Origin of the sequence: Pantoea sp. GM_Pan_4 (assembly GCF_026541005.1) — a bacterium.
GTDB classification, from domain to species: Bacteria; Pseudomonadota; Gammaproteobacteria; order Enterobacterales; family Enterobacteriaceae; genus Pantoea; species Pantoea dispersa.
In genome coordinates, this window is the sequence record NZ_JALNUZ010000001.1 from 140,212 (window position 1) to 163,846 (window position 23,635).

Annotated in this window: 25 protein-coding genes; 14 read left to right on the top strand and 11 right to left on the bottom strand. The window is 54.5% G+C overall.

Translation table 11 applies throughout. The annotated features are described in order from the left end of the window. The first annotated feature begins 182 nt into the window (after positions 1-182). The 3 genes from galU to OXR61_RS00750 are packed head-to-tail and all read left to right on the top strand — an operon-like array spanning position 183 to position 3,477. Positions 183-1,091 (top strand): UTP--glucose-1-phosphate uridylyltransferase GalU, encoded by a 909-nt coding sequence (gene galU, locus OXR61_RS00740; protein WP_021510076.1) that lies wholly within the window; start codon positions 183-185, stop codon positions 1,089-1,091. A 23-nt stretch (positions 1,092-1,114) separates the two neighbouring features. Beyond that, positions 1,115-2,455 (top strand): UDP-glucose/GDP-mannose dehydrogenase family protein, encoded by a 1,341-nt coding sequence (locus OXR61_RS00745; protein ID WP_021510077.1) that lies wholly within the window; start codon positions 1,115-1,117, stop codon positions 2,453-2,455. Between the two features lie 14 nt (positions 2,456-2,469). Then, a complete protein-coding gene (locus OXR61_RS00750; RefSeq protein ID WP_021510078.1) occupies positions 2,470-3,477 on the top strand; it encodes an NAD-dependent epimerase in 1,008 nt (335 codons plus the stop codon). A gap of 99 nt (positions 3,478-3,576) precedes the next feature. On the opposite strand, the gene hns is transcribed toward OXR61_RS00750, so the two are convergent. Together hns and OXR61_RS00760 are read right to left on the bottom strand one after the other, a co-directional pair. Further along, a complete protein-coding gene (hns, locus tag OXR61_RS00755) occupies positions 3,577-3,984 on the bottom strand; it encodes a histone-like nucleoid-structuring protein H-NS (RefSeq protein ID WP_031280215.1) in 408 nt (135 codons plus the stop codon). A gap of 82 nt (positions 3,985-4,066) precedes the next feature. Further along, positions 4,067-4,378, bottom strand: a complete 312-nt coding sequence (locus tag OXR61_RS00760) for a hypothetical protein (protein ID WP_132462431.1) — start codon at positions 4,376-4,378, stop codon at positions 4,067-4,069. Between the two features lie 10 nt (positions 4,379-4,388). On the opposite strand from OXR61_RS00760, the gene tdk reads away from it, so the two are divergent. Beyond that, complete coding sequence (gene tdk / locus OXR61_RS00765; protein WP_021510080.1) at positions 4,389-5,009, top strand: thymidine kinase; 621 nt, start codon at positions 4,389-4,391, stop codon at positions 5,007-5,009. A 53-nt stretch (positions 5,010-5,062) separates the two neighbouring features. On the opposite strand, the gene adhE is transcribed toward tdk, so the two are convergent. Next, positions 5,063-7,741: a bifunctional acetaldehyde-CoA/alcohol dehydrogenase gene (gene adhE / locus OXR61_RS00770; protein WP_021510081.1), complete on the bottom strand. Its 2,679-nt coding sequence runs from the start codon at positions 7,739-7,741 to the stop codon at positions 5,063-5,065. 444 nt (positions 7,742-8,185) lie between these two features. Between adhE and OXR61_RS00775 the strand changes: the two genes are divergently transcribed. The 7 genes from OXR61_RS00775 (at position 8,186) to oppF (ending at position 16,796) form a co-directional block, all read left to right on the top strand. Then, positions 8,186-8,833, top strand: coding sequence for a YchE family NAAT transporter (locus tag OXR61_RS00775; protein ID WP_031280216.1), 648 nt, complete (start codon positions 8,186-8,188; stop codon positions 8,831-8,833). A gap of 571 nt (positions 8,834-9,404) precedes the next feature. Next, positions 9,405-11,039 carry an ABC transporter substrate-binding protein gene (locus tag OXR61_RS00780; protein ID WP_021510083.1) on the top strand — a complete coding sequence of 545 codons (1,635 nt, stop codon included), beginning with the start codon at positions 9,405-9,407 and terminating at the stop codon, positions 11,037-11,039. Between the two features lie 158 nt (positions 11,040-11,197). Then, positions 11,198-12,838, top strand: coding sequence for an oligopeptide ABC transporter substrate-binding protein OppA (gene oppA / locus OXR61_RS00785; protein ID WP_021510084.1), 1,641 nt, complete (start codon positions 11,198-11,200; stop codon positions 12,836-12,838). Between the two features lie 81 nt (positions 12,839-12,919). After that, complete coding sequence (gene oppB / locus OXR61_RS00790) at positions 12,920-13,840, top strand: oligopeptide ABC transporter permease OppB (protein ID WP_021510085.1); 921 nt, start codon at positions 12,920-12,922, stop codon at positions 13,838-13,840. A gap of 15 nt (positions 13,841-13,855) precedes the next feature. Further along, on the top strand, positions 13,856-14,764 hold the full coding sequence (gene oppC, locus OXR61_RS00795) for an oligopeptide ABC transporter permease OppC (RefSeq protein WP_021510086.1): 909 nt from the start codon (positions 13,856-13,858) through the stop codon (positions 14,762-14,764). A gap of 11 nt (positions 14,765-14,775) precedes the next feature. Then, positions 14,776-15,795, top strand: coding sequence for an ABC transporter ATP-binding protein (locus tag OXR61_RS00800; RefSeq protein WP_021510087.1), 1,020 nt, complete (start codon positions 14,776-14,778; stop codon positions 15,793-15,795). Next, a complete protein-coding gene (gene oppF, locus OXR61_RS00805; RefSeq protein ID WP_021510088.1) occupies positions 15,792-16,796 on the top strand; it encodes a murein tripeptide/oligopeptide ABC transporter ATP binding protein OppF in 1,005 nt (334 codons plus the stop codon). Before OXR61_RS00800 ends, oppF begins: the two co-directional genes overlap by 4 nt. Before the next feature lie 59 nt (positions 16,797-16,855). Here oppF and OXR61_RS00810 read toward each other — a convergent pair whose 3' ends face one another. Together OXR61_RS00810 and cls are read right to left on the bottom strand one after the other, a co-directional pair. Then, complete coding sequence (locus OXR61_RS00810; RefSeq protein ID WP_013509338.1) at positions 16,856-17,185, bottom strand: HI1450 family dsDNA-mimic protein; 330 nt, start codon at positions 17,183-17,185, stop codon at positions 16,856-16,858. Positions 17,186-17,222: 37 nt separating this feature from the next. After that, positions 17,223-18,683 (bottom strand): cardiolipin synthase, encoded by a 1,461-nt coding sequence (gene cls / locus OXR61_RS00815; RefSeq protein WP_021510090.1) that lies wholly within the window; start codon positions 18,681-18,683, stop codon positions 17,223-17,225. A 162-nt stretch (positions 18,684-18,845) separates the two neighbouring features. On the opposite strand from cls, the gene OXR61_RS00820 reads away from it, so the two are divergent. Further along, positions 18,846-19,019, top strand: a complete 174-nt coding sequence (locus OXR61_RS00820; RefSeq protein WP_088517180.1) for a YciY family protein — start codon at positions 18,846-18,848, stop codon at positions 19,017-19,019. A 16-nt stretch (positions 19,020-19,035) separates the two neighbouring features. Here OXR61_RS00820 and OXR61_RS00825 read toward each other — a convergent pair whose 3' ends face one another. Together OXR61_RS00825 and OXR61_RS00830 are read right to left on the bottom strand one after the other, a co-directional pair. Continuing rightward, positions 19,036-19,209 (bottom strand): hypothetical protein, encoded by a 174-nt coding sequence (locus OXR61_RS00825; RefSeq protein WP_021510092.1) that lies wholly within the window; start codon positions 19,207-19,209, stop codon positions 19,036-19,038. Next, complete coding sequence (locus tag OXR61_RS00830; protein ID WP_267410484.1) at positions 19,209-19,505, bottom strand: YciI family protein; 297 nt, start codon at positions 19,503-19,505, stop codon at positions 19,209-19,211. The genes OXR61_RS00825 and OXR61_RS00830 overlap by 1 nt, the downstream gene beginning before the upstream one ends. 205 nt (positions 19,506-19,710) lie before the next feature. On the opposite strand from OXR61_RS00830, the gene tonB reads away from it, so the two are divergent. Further along, on the top strand, positions 19,711-20,442 hold the full coding sequence (gene tonB, locus OXR61_RS00835; RefSeq protein ID WP_031280217.1) for a TonB system transport protein TonB: 732 nt from the start codon (positions 19,711-19,713) through the stop codon (positions 20,440-20,442). 51 nt (positions 20,443-20,493) lie between these two features. Here the strand turns inward: tonB and yciA are convergent, their stop codons facing one another. Genes yciA through OXR61_RS00855 form a run of 4 tightly spaced genes read right to left on the bottom strand, consistent with a single transcriptional unit; the run spans position 20,494 to position 22,743 of the window. Continuing rightward, positions 20,494-20,910 carry an acyl-CoA thioester hydrolase YciA gene (gene yciA, locus OXR61_RS00840; RefSeq protein WP_021510094.1) on the bottom strand — a complete coding sequence of 139 codons (417 nt, stop codon included), beginning with the start codon at positions 20,908-20,910 and terminating at the stop codon, positions 20,494-20,496. A 54-nt stretch (positions 20,911-20,964) separates the two neighbouring features. After that, positions 20,965-21,504, bottom strand: coding sequence for a septation protein A (locus OXR61_RS00845; RefSeq protein WP_021510095.1), 540 nt, complete (start codon positions 21,502-21,504; stop codon positions 20,965-20,967). A 60-nt stretch (positions 21,505-21,564) separates the two neighbouring features. After that, the gene (locus OXR61_RS00850) at positions 21,565-22,299 is read right to left on the bottom strand and encodes a YciC family protein (protein WP_267410485.1); all 735 of its coding nucleotides are present in this window, start codon (positions 22,297-22,299) and stop codon (positions 21,565-21,567) included. Between the two features lie 27 nt (positions 22,300-22,326). Then, positions 22,327-22,743, bottom strand: coding sequence for a YkgJ family cysteine cluster protein (locus tag OXR61_RS00855; protein ID WP_021510097.1), 417 nt, complete (start codon positions 22,741-22,743; stop codon positions 22,327-22,329). 245 nt (positions 22,744-22,988) lie between these two features. Between OXR61_RS00855 and ompW the strand changes: the two genes are divergently transcribed. Continuing rightward, the gene (ompW, locus tag OXR61_RS00860) at positions 22,989-23,621 is read left to right on the top strand and encodes an outer membrane protein OmpW (protein ID WP_058771265.1); all 633 of its coding nucleotides are present in this window, start codon (positions 22,989-22,991) and stop codon (positions 23,619-23,621) included. Positions 23,622-23,635: the final 14 nt, after the last annotated feature.

Here is a 23,635-nt window from a genome sequence, read left to right on the forward strand (position 1 = left end):
TATATTTTCCGCGGGTTAAAGACAGGGCCAAAGCTTAGCTTTACACTTGGGTAATAGTCTTAAATTCCGCGGATTAACTCCATCCAGGATAAATCCGTCTGACACTAACTGATATACTCATTTCGTTTTTTAAACCGACATATCAAGTATTAACTTGAACGGCCTATTAAGAGAGGTATTTGATGTCTGCCTATAAGTCTAAAGTAAAAAAAGCGGTAATCCCGGTTGCAGGTCTGGGTACGCGTATGCTGCCTGCCACCAAAGCTATTCCAAAAGAGATGTTACCGCTGGTCGATAAGCCGTTGATCCAGTATGTCGTGAACGAGTGTATTGCTGCGGGTATTAATGAGATCGTGCTGGTTACGCACTCCTCTAAAAACTCCATCGAAAACCATTTTGATACCAGTTTCGAACTGGAAGCGATGCTGGAAAAACGCGTGAAGCGTCAGCTGCTGGATGAAATCCAGTCAATCTGCCCGCCACACGTCACCATCATGCAGGTACGTCAGGGTATCGCCAAGGGCCTCGGTCACGCCGTGATGTGTGCTCATCCGCTGGTTGGTGATGAGCCAGTCGCGGTGATTCTGCCAGACGTGATCATTGATGAGTACGAATCTAACCCAACCAAAGATAACCTGGCAGAAATGCTGACGCGCTTCGAAGAGAGCGGTCGCAGCCAGATCATGGTTGAGCCAGTTGCCGATGTCACCGCTTACGGCGTGGTTGACTGCCAGGGCGCAGAGCTGGCACCGGGCCAGAGCGCACCAATGGTGGGCGTGGTTGAGAAGCCAAAAGCCTCGGAAGCGCCATCTAACCTGGCGGTAGTCGGTCGTTACGTGCTGTCTGCGGACATCTGGCCTCTGCTGGCGAAAACCCCTCCGGGTGCTGGCGGCGAAGTACAGCTGACCGACTCCATCGCCATGCTGATGGAAAAAGAGACCGTAGAAGCTTACCACCTGACCGGCGTGAGCCACGACTGCGGTAACAAACTGGGTTATATGCAAGCTTTTGTTGAGTATGGCGTGCGTCATCCGGTGCTGGGCAAAGATTTCGCTCAGTGGCTCGACGGCGTTGCAGGCAACAAAAAGTAATTCATTAAGCACAGGATAATTCAATGAAAGTCACTGTATTTGGTATCGGCTATGTCGGTCTGGTTCAGGCTGCGGTGTTGGCCGAAGTCGGACATGACGTTCTCTGTATTGATGTCGACGAAAAGAAAGTCGAAAACCTGAAAAAGGGCATCATCCCAATTTTTGAACCGGGCCTGACGCCGCTGGTTATGTCGAACTATGAAGCGGGGCGCCTGAAATTCAGCACCAACGCAGAAGAGGGCGTAAACCATGGCGTAATGCAGTTTATTGCTGTGGGCACGCCGCCGGATGAGGATGGCTCTGCCGACCTGAAATATGTGACTGCGGTTGCGCGTACTATCGCGCAGCACATGAACGATCACAAAGTCGTCATCGACAAATCTACCGTACCGGTAGGCACCGCTGACCGCGTGCGCGCGGTGATGAGCGAAACGCTGAAGCAGCGTGATGCCAATATTGCGTTCGATGTGGTCTCCAACCCGGAGTTCCTGAAAGAGGGCGCCGCAGTTAACGATTGCATGCGTCCGGAACGTATCGTGGTGGGCACTGACAATGATGAAGTGGTCGAACTGCTGCGTGAACTGTACGAGCCGTTTAACCGTAATCACGATCGCATGATTCTGATGGATATCCGCAGTGCAGAGCTGACCAAATATGCAGCTAACTGCATGCTGGCGACCAAAATCAGCTTCATGAACGAGATTTCCAACCTTGCGGAACGCCTGGGTGCTGACGTGGAAAAAGTACGTCAGGGCATCGGTTCTGATTCACGCATCGGTTATCACTTTATTTATCCGGGCTGTGGTTACGGCGGTTCCTGCTTCCCGAAAGACGTGCAGGCGCTGATTCGCACTGCAGAGTCAATCGGCTACACCCCGCGCCTGTTGCAGGCGGTAGAAGACGTCAACGATTCGCAGAAGAACAAGCTGCCGACGTTTATTAAACGTCACTTTGGCGACGATCTGCGTGGCAAGACGTTTGCGCTGTGGGGTCTGGCGTTCAAACCGAACACCGACGACATGCGTGAAGCCTCAAGCCGCGTGCTGATGGAAGCACTGTGGCAGGCGGGCGCAACGGTGCAGGCGTTTGATCCGGAAGCGATGGAAGAAGCTCAGCGCATCTACGGCCATCGTGACGATCTGAAGCTGTGCGGCACTAAAGAAGCTGCGCTGCAGGGCGCCGATGGTCTGGTGATCTGCACCGAGTGGCAGAACTTCCGTGCTCCGGATTTCGACGTGATTAAATCCTCGTTAAAACAACCCGTGATTTTTGATGGTCGTAACCTGTATGATCCGGAGCGTATCAGCAAACGCGGTTTCGTTTATTATGCAATCGGCCGCGGAGCGTCTATTCAAATTGTGTAATAAATGAGGGATGTATGAATTTTCTGGTCACCGGCGCGGCAGGATTTATTGGTTTTCACGTTAGTCAGCGTTTGCTGGCTGCCGGTCACCAGGTTGTTGGTATCGATAACCTGAATGATTACTACGATGTCAGCCTGAAACAGGCGCGCCTCGACCAGATTACCGCACATCCCGCGTTTACTTTTCTTAAAATGGACCTGGCAGATCGCCAGGCCATTTCTTCCCTGTTTGAACAGCATGCTTTTGCGCGTGTGATCCATTTAGGTGCACAGGCGGGTGTTCGCTATTCCATTGAGAATCCGCACGCCTACGCTGATGCCAACCTGATTGGTCACTTAAATATTCTGGAAGGTTGCCGTCATCATAAGATTGGCCACCTGCTGTATGCTTCATCGAGTTCGGTTTATGGCCTGAACCGTAAAATGCCGTTCTCCACGGATGATTCCGTTGATCATCCGGTATCACTTTATGCTGCGACGAAAAAAGCCAACGAATTAATGTCGCATACCTATTCACACCTTTACCAATTACCTACCACCGGATTGCGCTTCTTTACCGTTTATGGTCCGTGGGGCCGTCCGGATATGGCGCTGTTTAAGTTCACCTGCGCGATGCTGGCCGGTGACGCGATTGATGTGTATAACCGCGGCCAGATGACACGTGACTTCACCTATATTGATGATATTGCCGAAGCGATTGTGCGTTTGCAGGACGTGATTCCGCAGGCAGATGAAAACTGGACGGTGGAAAACGGCTCACCTGCCACCAGTTCGGCGCCGTATCGTGTGTACAATATTGGCAATAGTCAGCCTACCAGCCTGATGACTTACATTGAGTCGCTGGAAAAAGCGCTGGGGATTGAGGCGAAGAAAAATATGCTGCCGATGCAGCCCGGCGATGTATTAGGCACCAGCGCAGACACGCAGCCGCTGTATGACGCGATAAATTTCCGCCCGCAGACCAGCGTAGAGCAGGGCGTGCAGCGTTTTGTTGACTGGTACCGCGACTTCTATCAGCAATAAGTCGCGATAAAAAAAAGGAAGCCAGCGGCTTCCTTTTTTCTTACCCGGTGTAAAACAGAGCACAGCGCCAGGGCTGGCATGCTGCGAAGCACTGGTTCCTTACAGCAGGAAATCGTCCAGTTGTTTACCTTGTTCTTCAATCGCTTTTTTAATCACGGCTGGCGTACGTCCCTGGCCGGTCCAGGTACGGTTCTCACCGTTCTCGTCGACGTAACCATACTTCGCCGGACGTGCCGCGCGTTTGGCTTTACCTGGCGCTTTGGTTTCAGCTAATGCCTGCAGCAATTCGTTTGGATCAATACCGTCTGCCATCAGCATTTCACGATATTGTTCCAGCTTACGGCTGCGCTCGGCATTTTCCGCCTGGGCAAGAGATTCTTCTTCACGACGTTCATTTACCACAACCTCAAGTTTTTCCAGCATCTCTTCCAGTGTTTCCAGAGAGCATTCCCGAGCCTGCGCGCGCAATGTACGGATATTATTAAGAATTTTAAGTGCTTCGCTCATTGTCCTAATCTCAAAATATAATAAATGGAGTTGTTCTGCCGCCTCATAATAGTGGCGGTGAAAAATAACTGCAATAGCCAGATTAAAAAGCAAAACGTAAAGTTAATGTTGTTAAGCTTTTTAAGGCGCTATTTATTATTCTTTTTATAGATTTGATAGCACAGGTTTTGCAGGGATAAATACCACTGTGCGCCTTTCGCCCGCGCATCAGCGCTAATAATGCTGAATAAAATTGCTGCATGATCACGGCTTTGACATAACGTGCGAAATGTTGATAAGGATGCTGCTGATCTATGACGATGGCGTTAATTTGAGCAGTTGATAAAAATAATGCATCGCAACAGTGCAGCAGCTTTATGATAGACTCACGCGCAACAGTTTCGGGCAGTGACAAGAGACATTTTATGGCGCAACTCTATTTTTATTACTCAGCGATGAACGCGGGAAAATCCACCGCACTGCTGCAGTCTTCCTACAATTACCACGAGCGCGGTATGCGTACGCTGGTGTATACCGCGGAAATTGACGACCGCTTCGGCGCCGGAAAAGTCAGCTCGCGTATTGGTCTTTCGTCTCCGGCTTTTTTATATAACGCGCAGACCAACCTGGAAAGTGAAATAGCGGAACAGCACGCGAAGCAGACGGTTCACTGTGTACTGGTGGATGAGAGCCAGTTTCTGACGCGGGAGCAGGTGAAAGGCCTGTCGGACGTGGTAGATAATCTGGATATACCGGTGCTGTGTTATGGTCTGCGTACCGACTTTCGCGGTGAGTTATTTACCGGCAGTCAGTATTTACTGGCCTGGGCCGATAAGCTGGTGGAATTGAAAACCGTGTGTCACTGTGGACGCAAAGCCAGCATGGTGTTACGGCTGGATGCGCAGGGTAAACCGTTCAGCGAAGGGGAGCAGGTGGTGATCGGTGGTAATGAGCGCTATATCTCTGTGTGCCGCAAGCACTATAAACAGGCGATTAATGACGGCTCGCTAAACGCCATTTACGGTTCACAACTGCCTCACGCCTGAATAGCCGCAGCATAAAAAAACCCGCCGCAGCGGGTTTTTTTGTATCAGGCCAATCAGGCCTTCTTGGTTTTCTTCTCACTCTTTACGGCTTTAGCTTCACCCTCAGCGGCAACACTGTTATCTGCTTCTGAGAACTCACGGCCATAGAAAGTAGCCAGCATGATTTGTTTCAGTTCGGCAATCAGCGGATAGCGTGGGTTAGCACCGGTACACTGGTCATCGAACGCATCATCCGCCAGCTTGTCGACTTTCGCCAGGAAGTCAGCTTCCTGCACGCCCGCTTCGCGGATAGAAGTTGGGATACCCAGCTGAGTTTTCATCTCTTCCAGCCATGCCAGCAGTTTTTCAATTTTCTGCGCGGTACGGTCACCGGCAGCGCTCAGACCGAGATGGTCAGCAATCTCCGCATAGCGGCGGCGTGCCTGCGGACGGTCGTACTGGCTGAAGGCAGTCTGCTTGGTTGGATTGTCATTCGCGTTGTAGCGAATCACGTTACAAATCAGCAGGGCGTTGGCCAGACCGTGTGGAATGTGGAACTCAGAGCCCAGTTTATGCGCCATGGAGTGACACACGCCGAGGAAGGCGTTGGCAAAAGCGATACCGGCAATGGTCGCCGCATTGTGAACACGCTCACGCGCCACAGGATTTTTCGCGCCGTCACGGTAGCTGGCAGGTAAATTCTCTTTCAGCAGCTTCAGTGCCTGCAGCGCCTGACCGTCAGAGTATTCGTTGGCCAGTACCGATACGTAGGCTTCCAGCGCATGGGTGACGGCATCCAGACCCCCAAAGGCGCACAGCGAACGCGGCATCTCCATTACCAGGTTGGCATCGACAATCGCCATATCCGGCGTCAGGGCATAGTCTGCCAGCGGATATTTCTGGCCGGTGGCATCGTCGGTGACTACCGCAAACGGCGTAACTTCTGAACCGGTACCGGAAGTGGTGGTGATGGCCACCATGCGCGCTTTGACACCCATTTTCGGGAACTTGTAGATACGTTTACGGATGTCCATAAAGCGCAGCGCCAGTTCTTCAAAGTGGGTTTCCGGATGCTCGTACATTACCCACATAATCTTGGCCGCATCCATCGGTGAACCCCCGCCCAGAGCGATGATCACGTCAGGTTTGAAGCTGTTCATCTGCTCGGCACCTTTACGCACGATGCTCAGCGTTGGGTCTGCTTCTACTTCAAAGAACACTTCGGTTTCGATTCCGTGTGATTTCAGCACGCGGGTGACCTGGTCAGCATAACCGTTGTTGAACAGGAAGCGGTCGGTGACGATAAAGGCGCGTTTTGCACCGTCAGTCGCCACTTCTTCCAGCGCAATTGGCAGTGAACCGCGGCGGAAGTAGATAGACTTCGGAAGTTTATGCCACAACATATTTTCAGCTCGCTTGGCCACGGTTTTCTTGTTGATCAGGTGTTTTGGACCCACGTTTTCAGAGATAGAGTTACCACCCCATGAACCGCAGCCCAGCGTGAGTGAAGGGGCCAGCTTGAAGTTATACAGGTCACCGATCCCGCCCTGTGAAGCCGGGGTGTTGATCAGGATGCGCGCGGTTTTCATTTTGTCGCCGAAGAAGTTAACGCGCTCGCGCTGGTTATCCTGGTCGGTGTAAAGACAGGAGGTGTGGCCGATACCGCCCATTGCCACCAGTTTTTCTGCTTTATCCACCGCATCGTAATAATCTTTCGCGCGGTACATGGCCAGCGTTGGCGAGAGCTTCTCATGGGCGAATGGCTCAGACTCATCCACCAGTTTCACTTCACCAATCAGAATTTTGGTGCTCACCGGCACGCTAATCCCTGCCAGTTCAGCAATTTTGTAAGCCGGCTGACCGACAATCGCCGCGTTCAGCGCGCCATTTTTCAGGATGATATCCTGCACCGCTTTCAGCTCTTTGCCCTGCAGCAGGTAGCCACCGTGGCTGGCGAAGCGCTCACGCACGGCATCATAGACAGAATCCACCACAATCACTGACTGTTCAGACGCGCAAATCACGCCGTTGTCGAAGGTTTTTGACATCAGGATCGAGGCAACCGCGCGTTTGATATCGGCCGTTTCGTCAATTACTACCGGGGTGTTACCCGCGCCCACACCAATCGCTGGTTTGCCGGAGCTGTAAGCCGCTTTCACCATGCCCGGACCACCGGTGGCGAGAATCAGGTTGATATCCGGGTGATGCATCAGCTGGTTAGAGAGCTCAACCGATGGCGCATCAATCCAGCCAATAATGTCTTTTGGCGCGCCGGCCGCGATAGCAGCCTGCAGTACGATGTCAGCCGCTTTATTGGTGGCGTCTTTGGCACGTGGATGAGGAGAGAAGATGATACCGTTACGGGTTTTCAGGCTAATCAGGGCCTTGAAGATGGCGGTAGAGGTCGGGTTGGTGGTGGGCACGATGCCACAAATCAGGCCAATCGGCTCAGCGATGGTGATGGTGCCAAAGGTATCATCGGTGTCCAGCACGCCACAGGTTTTTTCGTCTTTGTAAGCGTTATAGATATATTCGGAAGCGAAGTGGTTTTTGATGACTTTATCTTCAACGATACCCATGCCGGATTCGGCAACGGCCATTTTGGCGAGAGGGATACGGGCATCGGCAGCGGCGAGGGCGGCCGCACGGAAAATGGTATCAACTTGTTCCTGACTAAAATTGGCGTATTCGCGCTGTGCCTTTTTAACACGTTCTACCAGTGCGTTAAGCTCGGCAACATTAGTAACGGCCATAATACTCTCCTAAGGAAGTTAAACTTTTTTAGTAAACAAGCCTGAATCCAGAAGTATAGTCTCGTTACGCTTATGGATAGCTAAGGATGGCGATGCCCGTGCCGTTGCTTACTAAAAAGGTTTTTCCGCCAGGATGACCTGTGTCACAGGGTTGAGTTCCGATGGGCTAAGATTACCCCTGATGGGGTAGGCGATTTATGATGCAGATCAATTTAACTATCAGCTGACACCTTTCAGCGCTCACTTTTGCAAGTAAAGTTAGCGTCGACGGCTACAGAAGCCGATCTGACCGGCTGCAGGCCGATAACATCGTGCTAACAGTAGCGGAATAAACTGGGATAGTGCTTTAAGTGCAGCATTTATTTCTGCGTTAGCCTCTGGTTTTTCGCCAGGCTTTTGCACTACATTAAGCGCGATTTTTTTCGCCATCATCTGGAGCCCACCGTGACCCCTGCGCTACTCGATCTTTCTGGCTACATTAAATTTTTTGTGGGTTTGTTCGCGCTGGTTAACCCGGTCGGCATTATTCCGGTATTTATCAGCATGACCAGCTACCAGGCGGTGGCGGAGCGCAATAAAACCAACCTGACCGCGAACCTGGCGGTGGCGATTATCCTCTGGACCTCGCTGTTTCTTGGCGACGGTATCCTGCATCTGTTTGGTATCTCGATTGACTCTTTCCGCATCGCCGGCGGCATTCTGGTGGTCACCATCGCCATGTCGATGATCAGCGGCAAGCTGGGTGAAGACAAACAGAACAAGCAGGAGAAGTCAGAAACGGCGATTCGTGAAAGCATCGGCGTGGTGCCGCTGGCGCTGCCGCTGATGGCAGGGCCGGGCGCGATCAGCTCGACCATTGTCTGGAGCTCGCGTTATCACAGCTGGCCAAATCTGCTTGGCTTTACCCTGGCGATTGCGATATTTGCCTTCTGCTGCTGGTTATTGTTCCGGGCCGCACCGCTGATGGTGCGCGTATTGGGACAAACCGGTATCAACGTCATTACGCGTATCATGGGGCTGCTGCTCATGGCGCTGGGCATTGAGTTTGTCGTGACCGGAATGAAAGCCCTGTTTCCAGGATTACTGAATTAACGGCGGTTATTTTTTATCGCTAAGCGCTTTATGAACCAGAATGGTGCAATTAAACGAAATATTGCACCATTATAGTGATTTTATTTGTCGCGCTTAATATCGGCTTAACCTCATCAGTTTTACTACTGATGTTATCCCGCATATACCCTGAGCCGCAAAATACTGTGATAATCGTCACAGTATATCCCACTGCTCTGCAAATCATCCGCAGTATCATTCTATAGCTTGTGCTATAAATCTGAATAAATATCCGGGCTTCAGCATTAAAAGCAGCAATATTCATAAATATTATAAAGTTAGTTGATTAACGAATAATTAACGTGCAAATGAGGGTGAAATTCATTATTTTTCAGTGGATTAGTCGATAATTCTGCTCAAGAATTAACACTTTTCCTGTGCGCGGCAACGTGATAAAAGAGAATCAGCTAACATTTTTGTGGTTTAGCTTTGGCGTGCGGGCAACGCTTCTGATAATTTTCGGCTCACCGCAAAATTTTTTATCTGCTAGCAACAAATGTGTACGCTTCTTGCTTACTGCTATCAGGTTTATGTTGAAGGTTGATATTGGTTGATGAAAAGCATGGTAGCGAAAACGGCAGCGCGCACGTTTCTGGCGCTTTGCCTCTCCAGTGCGCTGGCGCAAAGTCAGGCCGCTGAGATCCCGGCCGGGACGTCATTAGCGGATACGCAACGCATCGTTATTAACAATGGCAGCGAAGTGTCCTCACTTGATCCGCAAAAAGTCGAGGGCGTGCCGGAATCCAATGTGATTCGCAATCTGCTGGAAGGACTGGTTGAGACCGACAACAACGGTCAACTGGTGCCCGGCGTGGCGCAGCAGTGGCAAAATCAGCAGGGCCGCATCTGGACGTTCACGCTGCGTAAAGACGCCCGCTGGAGCAATGGTGAGCCGGTCACCGCGCAGGACTTTGTCTACAGCTGGCAGCGTCTGGCCGATCCGCGCACTGCCTCGCCGTACGCCAGCTATTTACAGGCTGCGCACATCAGCAACATTGATGCCATTCTGGCTGGTAAAGCTGCGCCTTCCCTGCTGGGCGTGAAAGCGCTGGACGACCATCATTTGCAGGTTACGCTCTCCGAACCGGTACCGTATTTTGTTGATATGCTGGCTCATACTTCGATGAAACCGGTGTATCGTCCGGCGGTAGAGCAGTGGGGCGATGCCTGGACACAGCCGCGGCATTACGTGGGTAATGGCGCTTACACGCTGGCGGACTGGGTGGTGAATGAGCAGATCGTGGTGAAGCGTAATCCGCACTACTGGGACAATGCCCATACCACGCTGGACGAAGGCGTATTTCTGGCACTCACCTCTGAGAATAGCGATATAAACCGCTATCGCAGTGGCGGCACCGACATGACCAACAGCGTGGTGCCGCCCGATATGTTCAAAAAACTGCAGCAGTCGCTGGGAGATGAAGTAAAAGTTAGCCCGCTGCTGTGCACCTTCTATTACGAAATCAATAACAAGAAAGCGCCGTTTGACGACGTCCGCGTACGCAGCGCGCTGAAGTTAACGCTCGACCGCGACATCATCGCGCAGAAAATTATGGGACAGGGACAGATCCCGGCCTACGGCCTGACGCCGCCCTTTATTCACGGTATTGCTCTCAATACGCCAGCGTGGGCGCAGCAGACGCAGGCGCAACGTAACGCGGCAGCGAAGCAGCTGCTGGCGGAAGCTGGCTTCAATGCCCGGCATCCGCTGCGTTTTACCCTGCTGTATAACACCTCAGAACAGAACAAGCGTCAGGCGATTGCGGCTGCCTCGATGTGGCAAAAGAATCTCGGTGCGCAGGTCACGCTGCAAAATCAGGAGTGGAAAACGCTACTGGAGACCCGTCATCAGGCACAGTTTGATGTGGTGCGCGCCACCTGGTGTGCGGATTACAACGAGCCATCCAGCTTCCTCAATCTGCTGCTGAGTGGCTCCTCCATCAACACCGCGTTTTATCACAGTGCCGCATTTGATGCGCTGATGGCGCAAACGCTCAACACCGCAGATGACGCGCAGCGCGCGCAGCTCTATCAGCAGGCGGAACAACAGCTGGATCAGGATTCACCGATCATTCCGGTTTACTACCGCGTTAGCGTGCGGCTGGTGAAGCCGTGGGTGGGCGGTTTCAGCGGCAAAGATCCGCAGGATATGCTGGCGCTGAAATACTATTACATAAAGAAACATTGAGTAATGTGACGATCCGGCGCTACAGTCGGGCGTCACGTTGCCGTGGTAACCCTGCAGGGTGGTAGTGATCTTCGCGCAGACAGGCGGAGATCTCCCGGAAACGGGGTACGCCGGGCGGTCAGCCGACCCGGTGACGATAATAAAACTGGAGCGTAATAATGAACAACATCACGAAAAAAAGCCTGATCGCCGCAGGCGTACTGGCGGCCATCGGCGCGCTGGCAGGGAATGCTGCACTGGCGGCCAACGTACCGGCGGGTACCGAATTGGCAGCGAAACAGGAACTGGTGCGCGGCAATGGCGATGAAGTGCAGTCGCTGGATCCGCACAAAATCGAAGGCGTGCCGGAAGATAATATCGCCCGTGACCTGTATGAAGGTCTGATCGTGAGCGACAGCAACGGCAAACCGGTGCCGGGCGTCGCGGAAAGCTGGGAAAACAAAGACTACAAAGTCTGGACTTTCCATCTGCGTAAAAATGCCAAATGGTCAAACGGCGAGCCGGTCACCGCGCAGGACTTCGTCTACAGCTGGCAGCGTCTGGTCGATCCAAAAACCGCCTCGCCCTATGCGAGCTACCCGCAGTATGGCCACATCCTCAACGTGGATGACATCATCGCCGGCAAAAAACCGACCTCCGATCTCGGCGTGAAGGCACTGGATGACCACACGCTGGAAGTGACGCTGAGCGAGCCGGTACCGTACTTCGATAAGCTGCTGATCAACGCGGTGATGTCACCGGTGTATAAGCCCGCCATTGAGAAGTTTGGCGACCAGTGGACGCAGCCGCAGAACTGGGTCGGCAACGGTGCATTTAAACTGGAATCTCACGTGATCAACGAACGCGTGACGCTGGTGCGTAACCCGGAATACTGGGACAACGAACATACCGTACTGAATAAAGTCACCTTCCTGCCAATCAACTCCGAAGTCAGCGATGTGAACCGTTATTTCTCCGAGAACGGCAGCGACATCACTTACAACAACATGCCGATCGAGCTGTTTAAAAAACTGCAGCGTGATAACGGTAAAGAGCTGATGGTGAAACCGTATCTGTGCACCTACTACTATGAAATAAACAACCAGAAAGCACCGTTTACCGATGTCCGCGTGCGTACCGCGCTGAAGCTGGGTCTGGATCGCGACATCATGGTGAACAAAGTGCTGGCGCAGGGTCAACAGCCGGCCTACAGCTTCACACCGCCAGCCACTGACGGCATGGAACTGCTGCCGCCGGACTGGTACAAGTGGGATCAGAACAAGCGTAACGAAGAAGCGAAGAAACTGCTGGCCGAAGCCGGTTATACCGCCGACAAACCGCTGACCTTCAATCTGCTGTACAACACCTCCGATCTGCACAAAAAACTGGCGATTGCCGCCTCGTCCATCTGGAAAAAGAACATCGGCGTCAACATTAAGCTGGAAAACCAGGAGTGGAAAACCTTCCTGGATACCCGTCATCAGGGCAACTTCGATGTCTCCCGCGCGGCATGGTGTGCCGACTATAACGAACCGACTTCCTTCCTGAACATCATGTTGTCGGACAGCAGCAGTAACACCTCGCACTATAAGAGCGCGGACTTCGACAAAGTGATTCACGATGCGGTGAAAGCGGCGGATGACAAAGCGCGCGTGGCCGATTATCAGAAAGCAGAGCAGATCCTGGATAAAGACAGCACCATCGTGCCGGTTTACTACTACGTGAACGCGCGTCTGGTGAAACCGTACGTTGGCGGCTACACCGGCAACGATCCGCTGGATAAAACCCTGGATAAGAACCTGTACATCATTAAGCATTAATAGCACTCAGGCTATCGACAGTGGCGGTGCTGCGGCGCCGCCTTTTTGACTTTGTGAAGCAACAGCCTGGTAGGTACGGCAATGTTAAAATTCATCCTGCGTCGGCTCCTTGAAGCCATCCCGACGCTATTCATTCTGATCACCATCTCCTTCTTTATGATGCGACTGGCACCCGGCAGTCCGTTCACCGGCGAGCGTGCGCTGGCGCCGGAAGTCATGGCCAACATTGAGGCCAAATATCATCTCAACGATCCGATCGGCAAACAGTATCTCAGCTACCTGGTGCAGCTGGCACACGGTGATTTCGGGCCGTCGTTTAAATATAAAGACTACTCGGTTAACTACCTGGTCGGTCATGCGTTTCCGGTATCGGCCAAACTGGGGCTGGCAGCCTTCTTCCTTGCGGTGGTGCTGGGCGTCACGGCGGGGGTTATCGCCGCGCTGAAGCAAAACAGTTTGTGGGATTATGCGGTCATGGGGGTGGCGATGACCGGGGTGGTCATTCCCAGCTTCGTGGTGGCACCGCTGCTGGTACTGATCTTTGCCATCACCCTACGCTGGCTGCCAGGCGGCGGCTGGAATGGCGGCCAGTGGAACTACATGCTGCTGCCGATGGTGGCGCTGTCACTGGCTTACATCGCCAGTATCGCCCGTATCACCCGCGGCTCGATGATTGAAGTGATGCACTCCAACTTCATCCGCACCGCGCGTGCGAAAGGGCTGCCGCTGCGCCGTATCGTGCTGCGCCACGCGCTGAAGCCGGCGCTGCTGCCGGTGCTCTCCTATATGGGGCCGGCGTTTGTTGGCATCATCACCGGTTCGATGGTAATCGAATCAATTTACGGTCTGCCGGGCATCGGTCAGCTATTCGTCAACGGCGCACTGAACCGTGACTACTCGCTGGTGATGAGCCTGACGATTCTGGTCGGCGTGCTGACCATCCTGTTCAATGCGATCGTTGACGTGCTGTACGCCGTTATCGATCCAAAAATTCGTTACTGATGGTGGAGCTCGCTCATGATGTTAAGTAAGAAAAATAGCGAAGCTCTGGACGCGTTCAGTGAAAAGCTGGAAGTGGAAGGGCGCAGCCTGTGGCAGGACGCACGTCGCCGCTTTATTCATAACCGTGCGGCCCTTATCAGCCTGCTGGTGCTGCTGGTGATTGCGCTGTTCGTGGTGTTCGCCCCGATGCTGGCGCAGTTCAAATATGATGATACCGACTGGGCGATGATGTCTGCACCGCCGGACACCACCTCAGGCCACTGGTTTGGCACCGACTCCTCGGGACGTGACCTGCTGGTGCGCGTGGCGATTGGCGGCCGTATCTCGCTGATGGTCGGCATCGCTTCAGCGCTGATCGCGGTGCTGGTGGGCACGCTGTACGGTTCGCTGGCCGGCTACCTCGGCGGCAAGATTGACTCGGTGATGATGCGTATCCTGGAAATCCTCAACTCGTTCCCGTTTATGTTCTTCGTCATCCTGCTGGTGACCTTCTTTGGCCGCAATATCCTGCTAATCTTCGTTGCCATTGGCATGGTGTCATGGCTGGATATGGCGCGTATCGTGCGCGGCCAGACGCTGGGACTGAAGCGCAAAGAGTTCATCGAAGCGGCGCAGGTCGGCGGTGTTTCTACCGGCAATATCGTGCTGCGCCACATCGTGCCGAACGTGCTAGGTGTGGTGGTGGTGTATGCCTCGCTGCTGGTGCCAAGCATGATCCTGTTTGAATCCTTCCTGAGTTTCCTCGGCCTCGGCACCCAGGAGCCACTGAGCAGCTGGGGCGCGCTGTTGAGCGACGGCGCTAACTCGATGGAAGTATCACCGTGGCTGCTGATGTTCCCGGCGGGCTTCCTGGTGGTGACGTTGTTCTGTTTCAACTTTATCGGCGATGGCCTGCGTGACGCCCTCGACCCGAAAGATCGTTAAGGAGTTTCCCGATGACCCATCATGATACTCAGCAGCCGCTGGCGGCTGCACCTGCGGGAAACGCTAACCTGCTGCTGGACGTTAAAGATCTGCGCGTCACCTTCAGTACTCACGACGGCGACGTGACCGCTGTGAACGACCTCAACTTTTCCCTGCGCGCCGGTGAAACGCTGGGCATTGTCGGTGAATCCGGCTCCGGAAAATCGCAAACCGCGTTTGCGCTGATGGGGCTGCTGGCGAAAAATGGTCGCATTGGCGGCTCGGCGCAGTTCAACGGCAGCGAAATCCTCAATCTGCCGGAAAGTAAGCTGAACAAGCTGCGCGCGGAACAGATTGCGATGATTTTCCAGGACCCGATGACATCGCTCAATCCGTACATGCGCGTCGGCGAACAGCTGATGGAGGTGCTGAAACTGCACAAAGGCATGAGTAGCGCCCAGGCGTTTGAAGAGTCGGTGCGCATGCTGGATGCGGTGAAAATGCCTGAAGCGCGCAAGCGCATGAAGATGTTCCCGCACGAGTTTTCCGGTGGCATGCGTCAGCGCGTGATGATCGCCATGGCGCTGCTGTGCCGGCCAAAGCTGCTGATTGCCGATGAGCCAACCACCGCGCTGGATGTCACCGTGCAGGCGCAGATCATGACGCTGCTGAATGAGCTGAAGCGTGAATTTAACACCGCCATCATCATGATCACTCACGATCTTGGCGTTGTTGCCGGGATCTGTGACAAGGTGCTGGTGATGTATGCCGGGCGCACCATGGAATATGGCCGTGCGCGCGATGTGTTCTACCAGCCGGCCCATCCGTACTCGATCGGTTTGCTGAGCGCGGTGCCGCGTCTTGACGCGGAGGGAGAGTCGCTGACCACCATTCCCGGCAACCCGCCCAACCTGTTGCGTCTGCCGCAGGGCTGTCCGTTCCAGCCGCGCTGCGCTTATGCCATGGATATTTGTGCCAAATCACCGCCGCTTGAACCGTTTGCCGAAGGGCGCCTGCGCGCCTGCTTCAAACCGGTGGAGGAGTTAGTATGAGCACCGTAATTGAAGAGAAAAAAGTGTTGCTGGAAATCGCCGATCTCAAGGTGCATTTCGATATCAAAGACGGCAAGCAGTGGTTCTGGCAGCCGCCGAAAACCCTGAAAGCGGTGGATGGTGTCAGTCTGCGTCTGTATGAAGGCGAAACCCTTGGCGTGGTCGGTGAATCCGGCTGCGGCAAATCCACGCTGGCGCGCGCCATTATCGGTCTGGTGAAAGCCACCGACGGGCGCGTGGCGTGGCTGGGGCGCGATCTGCTGGGCCAGAGCCAGGAAGAGTGGCGACAGGCGCGCAGCGACATTCAGATGATCTTCCAGGACCCGCTGGCCTCGCTCAACCCGCGTATGACCATTGGTGACATCATTGCCGAACCGCTGCGCACCTACTATCCAAAGATGCCGCGTCAGGAAGTGAAGGATAAGGTTAAAACCATGATGATGAAGGTCGGTCTGCTGCCGAACCTCATCAACCGCTATCCGCACGAGTTCTCCGGTGGCCAGTGCCAGCGTATCGGTATCGCCCGTGCACTGATTCTTGAGCCGAAGCTGATTATCTGTGATGAGCCGGTGTCGGCGCTCGACGTGTCGATTCAGGCGCAGGTGGTCAACCTGCTGCAGAAACTGCAGCGTGAAATGGGCCTGTCGCTGATCTTCATCGCGCATGACCTGGCGGTGGTGAAGCACATCTCTGATCGCGTACTGGTGATGTATCTCGGCCACGCGGTTGAGCTGGGTACCTATGATGCGGTGTATAACGATCCACAGCATCCGTACACCAAAGCGCTGATGTCGGCGGTGCCGATTCCTGATCCGGACCTGGAGAAGAATAAGCAGATTCAGCTGCTGGAAGGGGAACTGCCGTCGCCGATCAATCCGCCATCAGGCTGCGTGTTCCGCACCCGCTGCCCGATTGCCGGCCCGGAGTGCGCCAAAACCCGACCGCTACTCGAAGGCAGTTTCCGCCATGCGGTGTCCTGTCTGAAGGTTGATCCGCTTTAATAGCTTTGCCATAAACAACAACGCCGGGAAGTGCCCGGCGTTTTTTTATGCGCTGCGGCTTATTCACGCCACAGAATATGACACAGCTTATGGTCTTTCTCGCGGCACAGCAGGATCCGTGCGAACACATCGGTAATCGGTTCGCCGTCCGCTTCACCGAGGCCGATCACCACTTCTGAGAAGAAGTCAGGGTTGAGATCGAAATCCACATGTTCCTGCCAGTCTTCGGATGGATCAAACAGCTCGGCGCCGCCGCGCTCTTCAAATTGCAGATTGAACAGAATGATGTCTGCCGGATCGAGGTTATCGCCTGCCAGCTCAAGAAAAATATCGTAAGCCTGTTCCAGCGTTTCATCTTCAGTAAGGCGATTATTTAAATCCATGGTCATTCCTGCTTGCCCTGAGGCGGTAATATTTTCGCTCGTTTTACAGTAAAGGGCTAAAGAAGTAAAACAGTCGTTCGACGATGCGCTGCCACCAGGCACGTTTTGCCCAGCGCGCGCCGTCCAGCAGACGCGAACGGGCGATATAATCATCCTGGACGGTGGCGAGATCGCTACCAAAGCCGTCATCATCCACCACCAGCGTGATCTCGAAGTTGAGCCACAGGCTGCGCATATCCAGGTTCACCGTGCCCACCAGGCTGAGCTGACCGTCCACCAGCACGCTCTTGGTGTGCAACAGGCCATCTTCAAACTGATAGATTTTCACCCCGGCTTCCAGCAGTTCAGTGAAGAAGGCGCGGCTGGCCCAGCCGACCAGCAGCGAGTCATTGTGGCGCGGTACAACAATGCTCACCTCAACGCCACGCAGCGCGGCGGTACAGATGGCGTGCAGTAAGTCGTCGCTCGGCACGAAGTAGGGCGTGGTCATGATCAGCTGCTCGCGCGCCGAATACACCGCCGTCAGCAGCGCCTGATGAATCATGTCCTCCGGGAAGCCCGGCCCTGAGGCGATCACCTGAATGGTGTGACCGCTCTCCTGCTCAAACGGCATCACATTGCCGTCCGGCGCCGGCGGCAGAATGCGTTTGCCGGTTTCGATTTCCCAGTCGCAGGCGTAGACGATGCCCATGGTGGTGGCCACCGGACCCTCCATGCGCGCCATCAGATCAATCCATTGACCCACGCCAGCATCCTGTTTAAAGAAGCGCGGATCCACCAGATTCATGCTGCCGGTATAGGCAATGTAGTTATCGATCAGCACCACTTTGCGGTGCTGACGCAAATCCATGCGGCGCAGGAACACACGCCACAGGCTGACCTGCAATGCCTCGACCACATCAATACCGGCGTTGCGCATCATGCCCACCCACGGACTGCGGAAGAACGCCACGCTGCCGGCGGAGTCCAGCATCAGGCGGCAGTGCACGCCGCGCCGTGAGGCAGCCATCAGCGATTCCGCTACATCATCAGCCAGACCACCCGGCTGCCAGATGTAAAACACCATCTCAATATTATGGCGCGCCAGCTGGATATCGCGGATCAGCGCCTGCATCACGTCATCGGCGCTGGTCAGCAGCTGCAGCTGATTGCCTTTAACGCCGGCAATACCCTGACGATGACGGCACAGCTCGAACAGGGAACGCGCCACGTCGCTGTGTTCAGTCGCGAAAATGTGACGACACTGTTTCAGGTCGTTGAGCCATTTGGCGGTCGAGGGCCACATGGTGCGGGCGCGTTCTGCGCGACGTTTACCTAAATGCAGTTCGCCAAACGACAGATAGGCGATAATACCCACCAGCGGCAGAATGTAGATGATCAGCAGCCAGGCCATCGCTGAGGTCACCGCACGCCGCTTCATCAGGATGCGCAGCGTAACCCCGGCAATCAGCAGCCAGTAGCCAAACAGCAGCAACCAACTGATAAGGGTATAAAATGTGGTCATAAAGTGGACGTCCCGTTCGCGCTTTGATGGGCAAAGTTTACGTGTTGATCTGCGCCAGCGAAACCTTTAATCGTTGATGACGTTTCGATGAAGGTTTCGATTTGGCATTTTTAGCCAGATCACTATAATGCGTCGCGGGTTTAGCCAGTCAGAGAGGATGTGATGAGACGCAGCAGAAATGAAGTGGCCCGCTGGAGAATGTTACGCCAGGCGCATCGCCGTCGTGCCCGCTGGCTGGAAGGGCAGTCACGTCGTTATAAGCGCATCCATGCGATTCGTCATCAGGTAGCGCAGCAGCAGCGCCGCTCCATCCTGTTTATCACGCAGAATACCTGAGCAATGAACGCGGTCGTCAGTGGCCGCGTAATACCAGTGAAACATTCACTATCTGCAGGGCTGCCGCCAGTACCACCAGCATGACGATGTGCTGGCGCGCCTGACGCCAGCCCTGACGGCGCCACAGCCACAGCGCACGACCAATCAGCAGCAGCACCAGCACTAACAACAGAAGGGGCTGCCACTGCATCAGAACACCCGTTTAAACGGTTTAACCGTGACTTTGTCGTACACGCCAGCGGCGATATATGGATCGTCATTGGCCCATGACTGGGCCGTTTCCAGCGATGAGAACTCGGCAACAATCACAGAACCGGTGAAGCCAGCCGGGCCCGGCTCATTACTGTCGACGGCAGGCAGAGGACCGGCGACAATCAGACGCCCCTCATCCTGCAGCAGCTGCAGACGCGCCAGGTGTGCCGGGCGCACAGAGTTACGTTTTTTCAGTGAATCTGCGGTATCTTCCGCATAAATGACGTAAAGCACGATGGGATACTCCCGTTAGACTTGCCGAATTTGCGAGACACGTTAAGTGATCGCTAAACAGAGTGCAAACGAAAGATAATGGGCGCGCGCTGCAACGCAGGCAGGGTTAAAAAGCGCCTTTCTTTTGGGCTTCAGTAGCGTGCTTATTGAAACTGATTGCTATTTGCATTTAAAATCAGCGCTTCACTCAATGAACATGACTGATATGACGACGTTGACTACGCCTTTTCCAACCCGAACGCCTGTGTCCGTGATTTTATCCGTGCTCCTTCACGGTTCGGTAATCGCCGGCATTCTTTATGCTTCATTTCATCAGACCATTGAGGTTCCTAAAGCGTCTCAGCCTATCAGCATTAGCATGGTAGCCCCCGAAGTGCAGCCTGAACCGGCGCCGGCAGCAGTAACCCCGCCGCCGCCGCCCGAGCCGGAACCCGAGCCGGAAGTCGCGCCAGAGCCACCAAAAGCCGAGCCGGTGCCGATCCCTAAGCCGGAACCTAAACCGAAGCCAAAACCGAAACCGAAGCCAAAGGTGGAGAAAAAGGCAGAGCCGAAGCCGCGCCAGCAGGTGAAGCCGCAGGAGAATCCGTTTAAACAGGACGCGCCAGCCGCGCAAACGCGCCCCTCGACGGCACCGAAGAGTAACCCGGCCCCGACGCAGACGGTGTCGGATGGACCGAAAGCGATGAGCGTCAGCAAGCCGGCCTATCCGGCGCGTGCGTTCGCGCTGCGCGTTGAAGGGCGGGTGCGGGTGAAGTTTGACGTGGACAGCGATGGGCGCGTCGATAACGTCGAGATTTTGTCCGCCGAGCCGCGCAACATGTTTGAGCGCGAAGTGAAGCAGGCGATGAAGAAGTGGCGCTATCAGCCAGGGCGGCCGGGCAAAGGGCTGACGATGAACATCGTGTTCCGCATTAACGGCGGCGCGAACATCGAGTAAAGCCAGACAGGCAAAGAAAAAGCGGCCATTCCGGGCCGCTTTTTTATACGCTTAATCGCTCAGATTGGCCTGGCCTTCCGGCAGTGGACGGGATTTCCCGCTGTTATCGACCGCCACATAAACAAACACCGCTTCGGTGGCGCAGTAAGTCTGGCCGATCGGTTCGGACGACACTTTTTTAATCCACACTTCCACGTTAATGGTCATCGAGCTATTGCCGGTGCGGATGCAGCGCGCGTAGCAGCTCACCACATCGCCGACGGCGACGGGCTTGAGGAAGGTCATACCGTCCACGCGCACCGTTACCACGCGACCTTTGGCAATCTCTTTAGCCAGTATCGCGCCGCCCATATCCATCTGCGACATCAGCCAGCCGCCGAAGATATCACCGTTGGCATTGGTATCTGCCGGCATCGCCAGGGTACGCGAGACCATCTCGCCTTGCGGCAACTTATGTTTTTCGTCCATTGCTCAGTTCTTCTGCAGGTGAAGACAAGCCCGGCGGAGACCGGGCTGCATCGATTATTTTTGTTCTTGTTGCGGCATCTGTCGCCAGATATACAGGCCGCTTAACAGCGTAAACAGCAGGGTCAGGCCGGTAAGACCGAACACCTTAAAGTTAACCCAAAACGCCTGGGATAACCAAAACGCGACATAAATATTCGCCAGGCCGCAGGCCAGGAAAAACAGGGCCCAGGCGATATTCAGCCGACGCCATACCGCACCCGGCAGATGCAGCTCTTTGCCAAGCATGGTCTGGATCAGCGGTTGCTGCATAAACCACTGGCTGTACAGCAGCGCCAGCGCGAACAGCGAGTAAATCACCGTGACTTTCCACTTGATGAACTCATCATTGTGGAACACATAGGTCAGGGTGCCGAACACCGCAACCAGCACAAAGGTGAAAATGGTCATCTTTTCCAGCTTGCGGTACAGCACCCAGCTGACCACCAGAGCGATACCGGTCGCCACCACCAGCGCGCCGGAGGCGACGAAAATGTCGTACAGCTTGTAGAAAATAAAGAAAACTACCAGGGGAAGAAAATCGAGTAACTGCTTCATAGCGTTTCCAGTCAGGGGCAGGAGCGTTGAGTTACGGCGCCGCAGCGGGCGCCGTAACGCTTAACGTAACAGCATATACAGCCGGTACAAATAGATAATCAGAATGGCTGATACCAGGTTGCCCAGCGCGTTGAGCACCACCGAAGCGATATTGGCAGGCAGCACGGTCAGCGAGGAGAAGAAGAACATCAGCGCAATTTTCCCCAGCAGCCACAAAATAATCGCCGGGGCGATCACCTTAATGTTCTTCCAGGCCAGACGCATACTGGCGCGCATCGCACTGAAAATGCCCATTTTTTCACTTGCCAGCATCACCGGCGCCAGCGACAGCAGAATCGCCAGAATCACACCCGGCACCATCAGTACCATAAAGCCCAGCTGAACCAGCAGGGTGATCAGGAAGGTCTGCACCAGCAGTTTCGGCAGCAGCGGCGCAGAGGCGCCAATCGCGCGCAGCGCGCTGACGCGCTGTCCACTGGATACCATCGGCAGCAGGCACAGCATGCCGCCCAGCAGCAGTGTGTTGCCAATCAGGGCAGCGAAAGTGCCGGCGGCAGAGGCGCGCAGCAGAATGCGTTGCTGATCCGGTGACATGTTCTGAACGATTTCAAACAGCGATGAGGCGCTGCTGTCGGTCTGGCTGAGCAGGGATAACTGATCCTCGCCCGGCGTCAGGGCGTGGCCAACAATCACGGTAATAAACGAGGTCAGCAACGCCATCAGCACGATGGTGACCAGCTGATGGCGCAGAAAATTTCCTGTGTCACGGTATAACGAGCTTGCCGTGATAGACATGTACACTCCTTGAAGGAACCGGGTTAATTAACCCGGCGATTGTACATGTTCTGCAGGCAGGCTGGCACCCGGAATCCCATAACTTTCTGTCATCTCAGGTAAAGAAGGGTGAAAAAGCGCGGGTAAACCATATCGCGCCCGGGCGCGATCGCAGGCGTCATTCGGCACGCCATTTTCGCCGGACATGGCGAACTCCCGGCACGGTGACGGCCGCTGTGCATAAATCCCACAGGAAACACAGCCGCCAATTTCACCCTGCAGCGCCACGCAGCGCGGAGCACGATCGTTGGTGCCGCGCATGTTGCGCATCATCAGGCTCAGGGGTTCTGTCAGTTCAACCGGCACCGCGCCACCGCCGTCGTCGGCTTCGGCCCAGTAAAAAGAAACGCGAAAATGGGCGCAGCAGGCGCCACAGGTCATACAGGGGTTAAGTAAATCGCTCATCTGATCGCCCGCCACTCCTGAGGCTTCGAACCAAAATCACAAAAGGGGAATAGCAACATAATCACGCCGTGTCATGGCGGCAACAGGATTTTTATGTCCGCTTGTAAAGGCAAAATTGATCTGAATCAATTCATTGTTTTATAAGTGATTAATTTGAATTGATGCTGATGATCTTTTGGCAAAAAAGGGGTAAATCTTGTGCCGCGATTAACCTCAATACCCTGTTTTCCGGCAAAGGAGTGATTATGAAACTGGCTAAATGCGCGCTGCTGCTGGCGCTGGCGATCCCGCAACTGGCACTGGCTCACCAGGCCGGTGATTTTTTTGTGCGCGCCGGTAGCGCGACCGTTCGTCCGACCGAAGGCTCCGATAATGTGCTGGGTATGGGCGGCTTCAGCGTCAGTAATGATACCCAGCTGGGTCTGACGTTTACCTGGATGGCGACCGACAATATCGGCGTTGAGCTGCTGGCGGCCACGCCGTTCCGCCACAAAGTGGGACTTGGCCCGACCGGCAACCTCGCTACCGTGCGTCAGCTGCCGCCCACCCTGATGGCGCAGTACTACTTTTTCGATAGCCAAAGCGCGCTACGCCCTTACGTTGGCGTCGGGATCAACTACACCACCTTCTACGATGCGAAGTTCAACCAGACCGGGCAGGATGCGCAGCTGAGCGATTTGAGCGTGAAAGACTCCTGGGGCGTAGCGGGTCAGGTCGGGCTGGATTATCAGATCAACCGCGACTGGATGCTCAACGCGTCATTGTGGTACATGGACATCGATACCGAAGTGAAATTCAAAGCGGCGGGCGAACAGCAGAATATCAATACCCGCATCGATCCGTGGGTGTTCTTCTTTGGCGCGGGCTACCGTTTCTGATTTTTACACCAGAA